Here is a 13,118-nt window from a genome sequence, read left to right on the forward strand (position 1 = left end):
CGCACGCGTGCAGCCGAGAGTGCCGTTCCGCGCGCGGTCAGCCCGCCGGGCGCATGAGCAGGGTGTTGAGCTCCCCGTAGTCGTAACCGTCGGCCAGCGCCCCGTACGTCCCCGCCTCCAGCAGCTCCCGCGCGGCGCGGCGGACCAGGGCGTGGGCGGTCTGGGCGAGTCCGGAGCCCGCGCTGATCCGGGCGACGCCGAGGTCGGCCAGCTCGGCGACGGAGGGCGCGCCGGGGAAGACCATCACGTTGACCGGGCCGTCGATGCCCGCGACCAGCGCCTTCACCGTCCCCGGGTCGACGGCGCCGGGGACGAAGATCCCGTCGGCGCCCGCGGCGCGGAAGGCCGCGGCCCGCTCCAGGGTCGCCTCCACTCCCCCGGCGCCGCGCAGGAACGTGTCGATGCGCGCGTTGACGAACAGCGGCACGCCCGCCTCATCGGCGGCCGCACGCGCCGCGGCGATCCGCTGCGCCTGCTGGGCAATGGGCCGCAGTGGCTCGCCGCCCTCCTCGTGCGAGGCGTCCTCGATGTTGATGCCGACCGCGCCCGCGGCGAGCACCGCCCGTACGGTGTCGGCGACCCCGGCCGGGTCCGTGGCGTAACCGGACTCGATGTCCGCGCTGACCGGGACTCGTACGACGGCGGCGATGCGGGCCACGGCCTCGATGGCGTGGTCGCGGTCGAGCCGGTCGCCGTCGGCGGCGCCGAGCGACCAGGCCAGCCCGGCGCTGGTGGTCGCGACGGCCGCGGCGCCGGCCCGGGCCACGACGGCGGCGCTGACCGCGTCCCAGGCGTTGGGCAGCACGAGCGGCCGGCCGGGCACGTGCAGGGCGTGGAAGGCGAGGGCGGTCTCGCGAAGCGGGTGCTGATGCGTCATGGGCCCAGCCAAGCATTCGGCGCGGGCCGTGGGCTGGCAGGAATCCGACATGAGCGTGGGCACGCCCCGTCGGCGGCCGCCGCACGGATGGGGCGGCCATCAACCGACGGGGCCGCCATTAATCGCGTTGACAGCCATCAGGCCCCCTCCTACGGTGGACATCGGTCCTGTTGTCGTCGATTGGAGAAGGACGTTGCTCGTCTGAGGTCCTGAGGCATCGCGTCGCACCGGTTGAGGTGTGCGCGGCGTACGACCTCGGCGTCCGAGCCGTCCCCCGGCACAGGCCTTTTTCGTGGCCTCCTCGTGCCTCACGACCTTTCGGTTTCCGCCTCGCGGTGTCTCGACATGCGCCCACCGACCGCACGAAACCCCTCGCGAGGCCCTCATGTCATCTTCCCTCACCTGTACGTCCCTCTCCTTCACCTGGGCCGACGGCACCGCCGTCTTCGACGGCCTCGACATCGCCTTCGGGCCCGGCCGGACCGGTCTCGTCGGCGTCAATGGATCGGGGAAGACCACCCTGTTGAAGCTGCTGGCCGGTGAACTCACCCCGGCCGACGGCACCGTCAAGGTGTCCGGCGAGGTCGGCTACCTCCCGCAGAACGTCACCCTCGACACCGCGCTCCGCGTCGACCAGGCCCTCGGCATCGCCGAACGGCGGGCCGCGCTGCACGCCATCGAGGCGGGCGACGCCGCCGAGGAGCACTTCGAGACGCTCGGCGACGACTGGGACGTCGAGGAGCGCGCCCTCGTCACGCTCGGCGAACTCGGTCTCGGCCACATCGGCCTGGACCGCACGGTCGGCGAGGTCTCCGGCGGCGAGTCGGTGCTGCTGCGGCTGGCCGCGCTGCTGCTGCGCCGCCCGGACGCGCTGCTGCTGGACGAACCCACCAACAACCTCGACCTGTACGCGCGCCGACGGCTGTACCAGGCCGTCTCCGCGTGGCCGGGCGTCCTGGTCGTGGTGAGCCACGACCGGGAACTGCTCGACCTGGTCGACCGGATCGCGGAACTGCGCTCCGGGGAGGTCACCTGGTACGGCGGCAACTTCTCGGCGTACGAGGAGGCCCTGGCCGTCGAGCAGGAGGCGGCCGAGCGGATGGTGCGCGTCGCCGAGGCCGATGTGCGCAAGCAGAAGCGCGAACTGGCCGACGCCCAGGTCAAGCTGGCCCGCCGCAAGCGGTACGGGCAGAAGATGTGGGACTCCAAGCGCGAGCCGAAGATCGTCATGGGCGCCCGCAGACGCGCCGCCCAGGAGTCGGCGGGCAAGCACCGCATCATGCACGAGGAGCGGCTCGCCGAGGCCAGGGAGCGCCTGGACGAGGCGGTGGAGGCGGTACGGGACGACGACGAGATCCGCGTCGACCTGCCGTACACGGCCGTTCCGCCCGGCCGGCAGGTGCTCACCCTGCGGAACCTGGAAACGGCCTACCACGCGCGCGTGGAGGGCATTCTGGATCTGCGCGGCCCGGAGCGCATCGCGCTGGTCGGCCGCAACGGCGCCGGCAAGACGACGCTGCTGCGCACCGTCGCCGGGGAGCTGGCGCCGGTGACCGGCGAGGCGTTGGCGCACGTCCCGCTGCGTTTCCTGCCCCAGCGGCTGGACGTGCTGGACGACGCGCTGACGGTCGCCGAGAACGTGGCCCGCTTCGCGCCTGACGCCACGAACAACCGGATCCGGGCGCGGCTCGCCCGCTTCCTGTTCCGGGGCGGGCGGGCCGACCAGAAGGCGGGCACCCTGTCGGGCGGCGAGCGGTTCCGGGCGGCCCTGGCCGCGCTGATGCTGGCCGAGCCCGCACCCCAGCTGCTGCTGCTCGACGAGCCGACCAACAACCTGGACATCGCGAGCGTGCGGCAGCTGACCTCGGCTCTGGACTCGTACCAGGGCGCGCTGCTCGTGGCGAGCCACGACCTGCCGTTCCTCGAGTCGATCGGCATCACCCGCTGGCTGCTGATGGAGGAGGGGGTGCTCAAGGAGATCTCGCCGGACGACATCGGGGTCTCGGCGTAGGACCTGACGTCTCAGGAGGGCCACAGCCTGACAACGAGGGTTTTGTCGTGGCCGGGACGGATTGCATGATGGCGGACCGGTGCCGTCTCACCGGCACCGGAGAACCGCACCATCGATTCGAAAGGCCCCTCGTGCCCAGCAAGAAGGCCCTCGTCCGCCGCCCAAGCCCCCGCCTCGCCGAAGGCCTGGTGACGCACATCGAGCGGGAGAAGGTCGATGTCGGGCTCGCCGTCGAGCAGTGGGAGGCCTACGTCGAGGCCCTGCGCACGCACGGCTGGGAGACGATCGAGGTCGACCCGGCGGACGACTGCCCCGACTCGGTGTTCGTCGAGGACACCGTCGTCATGTACAAGAACGTGGCGTTGATCACCCGGCCCGGCGCGGAGTCCCGGCGCGCCGAGACCGCCGGTGTGGAGGAGGCGGTGGCCCGCCTCGGCTGCTCGGTCAACTGGATCTGGGAGCCGGGCACGCTGGACGGCGGTGACGTCCTGAAGGTCGGCGACACGGTGTACGTCGGCCGCGGCGGACGTACCAACACGGCCGGTGTGCAGCAGGTGCGGGCCGCGTTCGAGCCGCTGGGCGCGCGCGTGGTGGCCGTTCCCGTGAGCAAGGTGCTGCACCTGAAGTCCGCGGTGACCGCGCTGCCCGACGGCACGGTGATCGGGCACATACCGAAGGTCGACCGGCCGTCGCTCTTCCCCGGCTTCCTGTCGGTGCCGGAGGAGTCCGGCTCGCACGTGGTGCTGCTCGGCGGCCACAAGCTGCTGATGGCGGCGAGCGCACCGAAGACCGCGGAACTGCTGACCGAGCTCGGCCACGAGGTGGTCACGGTGGACATCAGCGAGTTCGAGAAGCTCGAGGGTTGTGTGACGTGCCTCTCGGTGCGGCTGCGGGAGCTGTACGCCTGACGGGCGGTCTCCACAGCGCGACGGCTCCGGGATCCGCAGCTCCCGGGGCCGTCGGCATGTTGGGGAGCGGCCGGGGAAGGCGCGGGGACACGCGGGGAAGTCATCCGTCCGGCCGTACTGATCGGCGATCTTTACAACGGCCTTAACCTACGGCTTCGTAACCTACGGATTCGTAGCCTACGATCACGTAGGTTTCCGGCACCGCTCGCCGGACCGTCCCCTTTCCCTCCCCCGTTGTTCGGCGTCCCCCTGGAGTTCCCGTGACGATCACTTCCCCTCACCTCGGCAGCCCGTCCGCATGGACCGACGCGCGGCTGCTCTTCGCGCTGGAGGAAGTGGTCGAGACGGAACTGAACCGGCATCTGAAGGTCGCCAAGGACTGGATGCCGCACGAGTACGTGCCCTGGAGCGACGGCCGCAACTTCCCCGGCCTGTTCGAGGACGGGGAGGCCTGGGACAAGGACCAGTCCAAGGTGACCGAGATCGGCCGCATCGCCCTCGTGGTCAACCTGCTCACCGAGGACAACCTGCCGAGCTACCACCACGAGATCGCCACGCTCTTCGGCCGCGACGGCGCCTGGGGCACCTGGGTGCACCGCTGGACGGCCGAGGAGGGCCGGCACGGCATCGTGATGCGCGACTACCTCCTCGCCTCGCGCGCGGTGGACCCGGACAAGCTGGAACGTTTCCGTATGGCCCATATGAGCGAGGGCTTCGAGTCCGACAACCGGCACTCGATGCTGCACTCGGTCGCCTACGTCGCCTTCCAGGAGCTGGCCACCCGGATCTCGCACCGCAACACCGGCCACCAGTCCGGCGATCCGGTCTGCGACCGCATGCTGGCCCGTATCGCGACCGACGAGAACCTGCACATGGTCTTCTACCGCAACCTGCTGAAGGCCGCCTTCGAACTGGCCCCCGATCCGACCATGCAGGCGGTCCGCGACGTCGTGGTGAACTTCCGCATGCCCGGCCACGGCATCCCCGGCTTCGAGCGGGCCGCCGCGCAGATGGCCATCGGCGAGGTCTACAACCTGCGCATCCACCACGACGACGTGCTGCAGCCCGTCCTGCGCTTCCTGAGGGTCATGGAGATCGACGGCCTCGGCCCCGAGGGACGTCAGGCGCAGGAGGAACTCGGCCTGTTCATGGGGGGCCTGGACGCGGAGGCCCTCAAGTTCGACGAGAAGCTGGCCGCCCGCAAGGCCCGGATGGCGGCGCGGGCCGGGGCCTGACGCACGCCGGTGCCCGACGCTCGCCCGGCCGGCCCTTCCAGAAGGACCGGTGACGGGGGCGTCGGCACACGACGTCAGTGGGACGTGCGGCGCAGGGCGAGGCGCTCCTTCTCGGACAGCCCGCCCCAGACGCCGAAGCGCTCGTCGTTGGCCAGCGCGTAGTCCAGGCAGGCCGGGCGCAGCTCGCACATGGCGCAGATGCGCTTCGCCTCGCGCACCGAGCTGCCGGGCTCGGGGAAGAAGAAGTCCGGCCCGGTCTGCGCGCACAGGGCCTGCGCCTGCCAGGCGTCGTCGGCAGGGGTGATCGTCTCGAAGTGCATGCCCTGGATCGTGCCGCGTGGCGAAAAACGTTCGATCAACGCCGGATCAACGCCGCCGGCAGGGCCTCCGGCCGCCTCCGATGATGCTCCCCGGGACCGCACCGGTGCACGGCGGCGCGCGGGGCGCGGCGAAAACCCGGAGAACGCGCCTGGCCGCCCGGCGTGGGAACGGGATCCGTCCGGCGCGTCGCGGCGCTACGGCGGCGATTGTCAGTGGGGGGTGCCAGACTCGGCAGTGCAGAGGACGGGACCCCTTTCGAGGAGGGCGAAGATGCTCACCACCCGTTTCGTCAACGGCGCCCCGAACTGGCTCGACATCAGCACCCCCGACATCGACGGCGCCACCTCCTTCTACGGCGGTCTCTTCGGCTGGCAGTTCCAGTCGGCGGGACCGGACGCCGGAGGCTACGGCTTCTTCCAGCTCGGCGGCAGGACCGTCGCGGGCGGCATGCAGTCCGGCCCCGAACAGGGCCCGCCGTCCTGGACGGTGTACTTCCAGAGCGCGGACGCACAGGCCACCGCCAAGGCCGCCGAACAGGCCCACGGCACCGTGCTGTTCCAGCCGATGGACGTCATGGGCGAGGGACACATGGCCGTCCTCGCCGACCAGGCGGGCGTGCCGTTCGGGATCTGGCAGCCTGGCCGGACCAAGGGCGTCGACATGGCGAGCGAGCCGGGCTCGCTGTGCTGGGTCGAGCTGTACACCCCGGACATCGCGGCGGCCGCCGCCTTCTACCACCAGGTGCTGGATCTCGAGACCTCCGCCGCACCCTTCCCGGGCGGGACGTACACGTGCGTCAATCCCGCCGAAGGCGGCGAAGATGCGATGTTCGGCGGGATCGTGCCGCTGGCCGACGACCCGACCGAGGCCCAGGGCGGCCCGTACTGGCTGCCGTACTTCGAGGTCGAGGACACCGACGCGGTCGTGGAGAAGGTGCAGCAGCTCGGCGGAACGGTGCGTGTGCCGGCGACGACCATGGAGGGCGTCGGCCGCATGGCCAGGCTCACCGACCCGTACGGCGCCCGCTTCGCGGTGATCAAGAGCGAGGCGCCACAGGGCTGAATCCGGTCGGCCGACCGGACCGGGGCCGCCTTGCGCGTGCGGGGCGGTTAGGCGGACGCCCGCCGTATCAGCGTGGTCGGGAGGACCACGCCGCCGGCGGGCGTCGCTGCGTCCGCAGTGGTTCCGGTCCGGTCGCGGCCGTCCGTCCGGTCGCGGCCGTCGGACAGTCCGCGCAGCAGCAGGCGGGCCATCAGGCGGCCCATTTCCTCGATGTCCTGACGGACCGTCGTCAGCGGCGGGTCGGCCTCCTCGGCGACGGGCAGCATGTCGTCGAAGCCGATCACGGCCACGTCCTCGGGCACCCGGCGGCCACTCGCGCGCAGCACGCGCAGGGCGCCGAGCGCGGTCAGGTCGTTGGCGGCGAACACGGCGTCCACCTCCGGGCAGCGGTCGAGGAGTTCGCGCATGGCGCGTTCGCCGCCGGCCGGGGTGAAGTCGCTCTCCACCACCAGCCGGGGGTCGTTGCCGCCCGGCGCCTCGCCCATGACGTCCCGGTAGCCGTCGAGCCGGTCCACCGCCGACGTCTGGTCCAGCGGGCCGGTGAGATGCGCGATGCGGCCGCGGCCGAGGTCCACGAGATGCCGTACGGCCGCGCGTGCCCCGCCCCGGTTGTCGCAGTCGACGTACACCACACCCGGGTCCTTCGCCGGGGAGCGAGCGGGGCCGGCCGCCCGGCCGTTGTCGCCCCAGCCGGGCCGTCCGCCGAACACGGTGGGCACGCCGGCGTCGTGGATGAGGCCCGGCAGCGGGTCGTCGAGGTGCAGGGAGAAGACGAGCGCGCCGTCGACATGGCCTCCGGAGAGATACCGGGCCACGCGCGCGTGATCGTCACGGCCCTCGGTGAGCAGCAGCACCAACTGGTTGTCGTGCGCGGTGAGTTCCTTGCTGATGCCGCGCAGCTGCAGCGCGAAGAAGGGGTCGGCGAAGACCCGGGTCTCGGGCTCGGCGATGACGACCGCGACGGCGTCGTGCCGCCTGGTGACGAGGCTGCGCGCCGCTTGGTTGGGGACGTAACCCAGTTCCGCCACGGCCTGCCGGACGCGCTCGGCCAGAGGTTCGCGCACCCCGTCGCCGCCGTTGACCACCCGCGACACGGTGGCCCGGGACACCCCGGCCCGCGCGGCCACGGCCTCCAGCGTGGGACGCGACACTGCCTCGGTCACTTCGGGACTCCTCATCGGCGGCTGCCGGTCAGGATAACCGCGCGGTGCAGACCCCGTCGGCGCCGCGATTCAGGCGCGGCCGTGCTCGCTCGCGCGGTGTGCCGGGCGTCGGCGCCGAGGCTCGTGAAGTGCCGTCCGGCACGGCCGTCCGCGTGGGCGAGCAGCAGGGCCCGGGACGGGTCGCCCCCGGCCCGGCGTCCCGGCACGGCCGCCCGTCCGGCCGAGACGGCCCGTCGGCGGCGCCTGCCCTCCCCCTGATACGCGCGCCAGTCGTCCTCGCGCCGGGGCCACTCCAACACCGCCCCCGCCGGGGGAGCATCCGCTGCGGCGTTGCTTCCCACACCTCAGGACGTCTGCTCCCGCCGGGCCCGGCTCGGCTGGACGCGTTTGGGTTCGCCGGGCATCTTCGGGTACTCCGGCGGATACGGCAGATCGCCCAGACCGTGGTCGTGCTCGTCGCGGCGGGCCAGCTCCAGCAGGGCGTCCAGGGAATAAGCGTGGTCGTCCATGTCGGCGTGCACGTCGCCGACTTCGGCGAACCGGGCCGGCATGGTGGCGAGGTCGAAGTCGGCGGGGTGGGCCACGCCGACCTCCTCCCAGAGCAGGGGTGCCGAGACGGTGGCCTTCGGGTGGGGGCGTACGGAGTAGGCGGAGGCGATGGTGCGGTCCCTGGCCGTCTGGTTGTAGTCCAGGAAAATACGGCGGCCCCGTTCCTCCTTCCACCACTTGATCGTCACCTGGTCGGGCATCCGGCGTTCCATCTCCCGGCCGACGGCGATCGCGGCGCGGCGCACCTGCGTGAAGGTCCAGCGTGGCTCGATCGGGACGAAGACATGCAGGCCGCGGCCGCCGGAGGTCTTCGGCCAGCCGCGCAGGCCGCCGAACTCGTCGAGGACGGCGCGCAGTTCCTGGGCGGCGCGGGCCGCATCGTCGTAGTCGGTGCCGGGCTGCGGGTCGAGGTCGATGCGGAGCTCGTCGGGGTGGTCGACGTCCGTGGCGCGCACCGGCCACGGGTGGAAGGTGAGCGTGCCGTACTGGGCGGCCCACACGACGGCGGCCTGCTCCGTGGGGCACATCTCGTCGGCGCTGCGGCCGCTGGGGAAGGTGATGTGGGCGGTCGGGATCCAGTCGGGCATGCCCTTCGGGGCCCGTTTCTGGAAGAACCACTCGCCGCCCACGCCGTCCGGGTAGCGCTCCAGGGTGGTGGGACGGTTGCGCAGCGCGCGCAGGATGCCGGGGCCGACGGCGACGTAGTACCGCGCGAGGTCCAGCTTGGTGAAACCCCGCTCGGGGAAGAAGACCTTGCCCGGGCTGGACAGCCGTACGGTCCGGCCGTCCACCTCCAGTTCCACCGCATCACCCATGCGGCCACGGTAGGCGCACCCCGCACGGCTCGCATACCGGGCGGCACGCGGCGTGTGCGAGCAGAATCGGATCCATGGATCTTCCCGTCATGCCGCCTGTGAAGCCCATGCTCGCCAAGTCGGTGGCGAAGATTCCGCCGGGGATGCACTACGAGGCGAAGTGGGACGGGTTCCGTTCGATCGTGTTCCGGGACGGGGCCGAGGTCGAGTTGGGCAGCCGTACCGGGAAGCCGTTGACCAGGTATTTTCCCGAGCTGGTGGCGGCGCTGAAGGAGCGGGTGCCGGGGCGGTGCGTGCTGGACGGGGAGATCGTGATCGCGCGGGAGGGCCATCTGGACTTCGACGCGCTGACCGAGCGGATCCATCCGGCCGACTCACGGGTGCGGATGCTGGCGGAGAGGACACCGGCGTCCTTCGTCGCCTTCGACCTGCTCGCCCTGGACGACCACTCCCTGCTCGACGTCCCGCTGACCGACCGCAGGGCCCTGCTGGAACAGGCGCTCGCCGAGGCGACACCGCCGGTGCACGTGGCGCCCGCGACGACCGACGTCGAGGTGGCGCAGCGGTGGTTCGAGCACTACGAGGGCGCCGGCCTCGACGGAGTGGTCGCCAAACCGCTCGATCTGCGCTACCGGCAGGACGAGCGGGTCATGTTCAAGGTCAAGCACGAGCGGACGGCGGATGTCGTCGTGGCCGGGTACCGGTTCCACAAGACCGGCCCGGTGGTGGGCTCGCTGCTGCTCGGCCTGTACGACGACCGGGGGCAGCTCCAGCACGTGGGCGTGTCGGCGGCCTTCCCCATGAAGAAGCGGGCCGAACTGGTCGAGGAGCTGGAGCCGCTGCGGATGGAGGACGTGGCCGGGCACCCGTGGGCGGCCTGGTCGGACGAGGCCGCCCATGAGACGTCCCGGCTGCCGGGCGCGCCGAGCCGCTGGTCGGGCAAGAAGGACCTGTCCTGGGTGCCGCTGCGGCCGGAGCGGGTCGCCGAGGTGGCCTACGATCACATGGAGAACGGGCAGCGCTTCCGGCACACCGCCCGCTTCCGCCGCTGGCGTCCGGACCGCACGCCGCAGAGCTGCACCTACACCCAGCTGGAGGAGCCGGTGCGCTACGACCTCGCGGAGATCCTAGGCGAGAAGGACCGGGGCTGAGCCGGGCAGGGGCCCCGGATCGGAGTCCTACGGCTGCATGAGGATCTTGATGGCGCCGTCCTGCTTGTGCTGGAACATGTCGTAGGCGTGCGGTGCCTCGGCGAGCGGCAGCCGGTGGGTGGCGAAGTCGTCGACGCCGAGCGGGTCCTCGTCGGTCAGATACGGCATGATCTCCTCGGCCCAGCGGCGGACGTTGGCCTGGCCCATGCGCAGCTGGATCTGCTTGTCGAACAGGGTGAGCATCGGCATCGGATCGGCCATGCCGCCGTACACGCCGCTCAGCGAGATGGTGCCGCCGCGCCGTACCAGGTCGATCGCCATGCGAAGGGCGCCGAGCCGGTCGACGCTGAAGCGTTCCGCGAGGGGCGCGCTGATCTTGCGGGGCAGCAGCCCGGTGGCCGTCTGGGCGAGCTTGGCGGCGGCACTGCCGTGGGCCTCGGTGCCGACGGCGTCGATCACGGCGTCCGGGCCCCGGCCGCCGGTCGCGTCGTGGATCGCGTGGACCAGCGCCTTCTCGTCGTCGAAGGCCCGCAGGTCGTAGGTCTCCACGCCGTCCCGGCCGGCGCGCGCGAGCCGTTCCGGCACCAGGTCGACGCCGAACACCCGCTCCGCGCCGCGTGCCTTGGCGATCCGGCAGGCCATGTCGCCGATCGGGCCGAGGCCGAGGACGGCGAGGGTGCCGCCGGGCGGGACGGCGGCGTACTCGACAGCCTGCCAGGCGGTGGGCAGTACGTCGGAGAGATAGACGAAGCGGTCGTCCGGCGGGCCCTCGGGCACCTTCATCGGCCCGAACTGCGCCTGCGGCACGCGCAGGTACTCGGCCTGCGCGCCGGGCACGGCACCGTACAGGCGGGTGTAGCCGAACAGGGCGGCGCCCATTCCCTCGCCGGTGACCTGGGTGGTCTCGCACTGGGTCGGCAGCCCGGTCAGGCACATCCAGCAGGTGCCGCAGGCGATCTGGAACGGCACCACGACCCGGTCCCCCGCCTTCAGATCGGGCACTCCGGCGCCGACCTCCTCGACGATGCCCATCGGCTCGTGCCCGAGGATGTCGCCCGGTGTCATGAACGGTGTGAGCACTTCGTACAGGTGCAGGTCCGAGCCGCACAGCCCGGTGGACGTGATGCGGATGACGGCGTCGGTGGGCTCTTCGATCCGCGGGTCGGGAACGTCCTCGACCCGGACGTCCCGCCGCCCCTGCCAGGTGACTGCCTTCATGGGATCCCGCTCCCTCGATCGCGTGGGCGTTTGGCGGTGGCGCCCGGGTACCCGCGCCCACCAGCGCCGAACCCCTCGCGACGGAGCCGGAGCCGCCCACGGACCTCGCATAACCGCAAGCGTTCGGATATGGCCAGCGATGACCCGATGAGCGCACAATCGGAAAAACAAACAGGGGTGGTCAGGGTGGGCACAGGACACAGAGCGCGCAGACGACGCGCGACGCTGACGGTGGCCGCGCTGGCGGTCTCGGTGACCGTCTCGCTCACGGCCGGCTGCACGCACCACGGCCGGGAGGACGACCGCGCGCGGCGGCACACGCCGACACCCACGTCGCAGGCTCCGACTCCGACGCCCTCGGTCACCGCGGCCGGTTCCCCACTCGCCGTGAAGATCGACAACGTGTCCGCGGCCCGCCCGCAGACCGGGCTCGACGCGGCGGACGTGGTGTACGCCGAGCAGGTGGAGGGCGGTCTGAGCCGGTTGATGGCGGTGTACGCGACCCGGTTCCCGCGGACCGTCGGACCGGTGCGCAGCGCCCGTGAGTCCGATCTGGAGCTGCTGCGCCAGTTCCACCGGCCGACGCTCGCCTTCTCCGGCGCCCAGCACAAGCTGCTGCCGCTGATCGGCAAGGCGCCGCTGCGGGCGGAGTCCCCCGACGAGGCTCCCGCCGCCTACTTCCGGGGCACTGCCAAGGCCGCCCCGCACAACCTTTATCTGCACCCCGCCGAGCTGCTGCGGTCCGCCCCGGGCAAGGCGGCGCTGACGACCGGTTTCCGCTACGGCCCGGCTCCGTCCGGCGGCACCCCGACCACTTCGCGCACGGTCCGCTACCCGGCCGCCCGCTTCACCTTCACCTGGTCCGCCGAGCGGCACCGCTGGCTGGTCGCGATGGACGGCACGCCCACGGTGACGACGGACGGCGCGCGGGTGGCGCCGGCGACGGTCGTCGTGCAGTACGTGAGGATCCGGAGCTCCCGCTACCACGACGTGCTCGGCAACCACACGCCGTACACCGAGACGGTCGGCTCGGGGAAGGCGCAGGTGCTGCGCGACGGCCGGTCCTTCGACGCCTCCTGGTCACGGCCGGCGGCGACGGACGGCACCACGTTCACGGCGGCGGACGGCAGCCGGATGGACTTCGCCGACGGCCAGGTGTGGGTGGTGTTCGCGCCGGCGCCCTGAACCGCCGCGGCGGACCGGTCGGCGAACCGCCGTACCCGACCGGTCAGCCCCGCGTGGCCAGCGGCTCGCCCGGGTTGCGCAGGCCCTCGGCCGCGTCCGCGACCCGGCGGATCAGGTCGAAGAACACGGTCTGTTCCTCCGCGGACAGCGGCGCCAGGAAGACCTGGTTCATCCGGGCGGTGCGCACGGTCAGCTTGCGGTGGACGCGCAGGCCGTCGTCGGTCAGCCGGAGCAGGAAACGCCGGCCGTCCTCGGGGTCGCGCACCTTGGTCAGCAGCTCTCGGCGGCCGAGCCGGCTGATGACCTCTGCGATGGTCGAGCGGTCCAGGCCCACCCGCTCGCCCACGGTCCGCTGGTCGAGGCCCGGCTCGGCGACGAGCGCGTTCATGACCGCGAACTGCGGCGAGGTGATCTCCTCGGAGACCATCGTGTTCCACAGCAGGTAATGCGCCTGCTGCAGCCGCCGGGCCAGATGCCCGGGATGGGTGGTGAGGTCCACCGCGCCCATGTGCGCTCCCTGATCACTTCGTTGGTGCACTGAACAATACTCGGCGACCGGACCTCCTGTCTCCTGCGCGAAGTGCAAATACTCCACGCCTTGACGGACATCGTCTCCGGTGGCA

Annotated in this window: 12 protein-coding genes; 6 read left to right on the plus strand and 6 right to left on the minus strand. The window is 72.0% G+C overall.

What is annotated here, in order from left to right; translation table 11 throughout:
- Window positions 1-37 precede the first annotated feature (37 nt).
- A complete protein-coding gene (locus ACIBJF_RS18080) occupies window positions 38-877 on the minus strand; it encodes an isocitrate lyase/phosphoenolpyruvate mutase family protein (RefSeq protein ID WP_399174689.1) in 840 nt (279 codons plus the stop codon).
- Window positions 878-1,262: 385 nt separating this feature from the next.
- Between ACIBJF_RS18080 and ACIBJF_RS18085 the strand changes: the two genes are divergently transcribed.
- The 3 genes from ACIBJF_RS18085 to ACIBJF_RS18095 all read left to right on the plus strand — a co-directional run bounded on the left by ACIBJF_RS18085 (window position 1,263) and on the right by ACIBJF_RS18095 (window position 5,031).
- Window positions 1,263-2,888, plus strand: a complete 1,626-nt coding sequence (locus tag ACIBJF_RS18085; protein WP_399174691.1) for an ABC-F family ATP-binding cassette domain-containing protein — start codon at window positions 1,263-1,265, stop codon at window positions 2,886-2,888.
- Between the two features lie 131 nt (window positions 2,889-3,019).
- Window positions 3,020-3,796: a dimethylargininase gene (gene ddaH / locus ACIBJF_RS18090; protein ID WP_399174692.1), complete on the plus strand. Its 777-nt coding sequence runs from the start codon at window positions 3,020-3,022 to the stop codon at window positions 3,794-3,796.
- A gap of 260 nt (window positions 3,797-4,056) precedes the next feature.
- Window positions 4,057-5,031 carry an acyl-ACP desaturase gene (locus tag ACIBJF_RS18095; RefSeq protein ID WP_399174694.1) on the plus strand — a complete coding sequence of 325 codons (975 nt, stop codon included), beginning with the start codon at window positions 4,057-4,059 and terminating at the stop codon, window positions 5,029-5,031.
- A gap of 74 nt (window positions 5,032-5,105) precedes the next feature.
- Here ACIBJF_RS18095 and ACIBJF_RS18100 read toward each other — a convergent pair whose 3' ends face one another.
- The gene (locus tag ACIBJF_RS18100) at window positions 5,106-5,351 is read right to left on the minus strand and encodes a WhiB family transcriptional regulator (RefSeq protein WP_351806980.1); all 246 of its coding nucleotides are present in this window, start codon (window positions 5,349-5,351) and stop codon (window positions 5,106-5,108) included.
- A gap of 271 nt (window positions 5,352-5,622) precedes the next feature.
- On the opposite strand from ACIBJF_RS18100, the gene ACIBJF_RS18105 reads away from it, so the two are divergent.
- Window positions 5,623-6,414 carry a VOC family protein gene (locus ACIBJF_RS18105; protein WP_399174695.1) on the plus strand — a complete coding sequence of 264 codons (792 nt, stop codon included), beginning with the start codon at window positions 5,623-5,625 and terminating at the stop codon, window positions 6,412-6,414.
- Between the two features lie 47 nt (window positions 6,415-6,461).
- Here the strand turns inward: ACIBJF_RS18105 and ACIBJF_RS18110 are convergent, their stop codons facing one another.
- Complete coding sequence (locus ACIBJF_RS18110) at window positions 6,462-7,577, minus strand: LacI family DNA-binding transcriptional regulator (protein WP_399174697.1); 1,116 nt, start codon at window positions 7,575-7,577, stop codon at window positions 6,462-6,464.
- Window positions 7,578-7,921: 344 nt separating this feature from the next.
- On the minus strand, window positions 7,922-8,941 hold the full coding sequence (ligD, locus tag ACIBJF_RS18115; RefSeq protein ID WP_399174698.1) for a non-homologous end-joining DNA ligase: 1,020 nt from the start codon (window positions 8,939-8,941) through the stop codon (window positions 7,922-7,924).
- Between the two features lie 74 nt (window positions 8,942-9,015).
- On the opposite strand from ligD, the gene ACIBJF_RS18120 reads away from it, so the two are divergent.
- The gene (locus tag ACIBJF_RS18120; RefSeq protein WP_399174701.1) at window positions 9,016-10,092 is read left to right on the plus strand and encodes an ATP-dependent DNA ligase; all 1,077 of its coding nucleotides are present in this window, start codon (window positions 9,016-9,018) and stop codon (window positions 10,090-10,092) included.
- A gap of 27 nt (window positions 10,093-10,119) precedes the next feature.
- Here ACIBJF_RS18120 and ACIBJF_RS18125 read toward each other — a convergent pair whose 3' ends face one another.
- Window positions 10,120-11,310, minus strand: a complete 1,191-nt coding sequence (locus ACIBJF_RS18125; RefSeq protein ID WP_399174703.1) for a zinc-dependent alcohol dehydrogenase — start codon at window positions 11,308-11,310, stop codon at window positions 10,120-10,122.
- Between the two features lie 147 nt (window positions 11,311-11,457).
- Between ACIBJF_RS18125 and ACIBJF_RS18130 the strand changes: the two genes are divergently transcribed.
- On the plus strand, window positions 11,458-12,495 hold the full coding sequence (locus tag ACIBJF_RS18130; protein ID WP_399174706.1) for a DUF3048 domain-containing protein: 1,038 nt from the start codon (window positions 11,458-11,460) through the stop codon (window positions 12,493-12,495).
- A gap of 43 nt (window positions 12,496-12,538) precedes the next feature.
- Here the strand turns inward: ACIBJF_RS18130 and ACIBJF_RS18135 are convergent, their stop codons facing one another.
- Window positions 12,539-13,003, minus strand: a complete 465-nt coding sequence (locus ACIBJF_RS18135; RefSeq protein ID WP_399174707.1) for a MarR family winged helix-turn-helix transcriptional regulator — start codon at window positions 13,001-13,003, stop codon at window positions 12,539-12,541.
- Between the last annotated feature and the right edge of the window lie 115 nt (window positions 13,004-13,118).

Origin of the sequence: Streptomyces sp. NPDC050743, from assembly GCF_044456925.1 — a bacterium.
Lineage (GTDB): Bacteria > Actinomycetota > Actinomycetes > Streptomycetales > Streptomycetaceae > Streptomyces.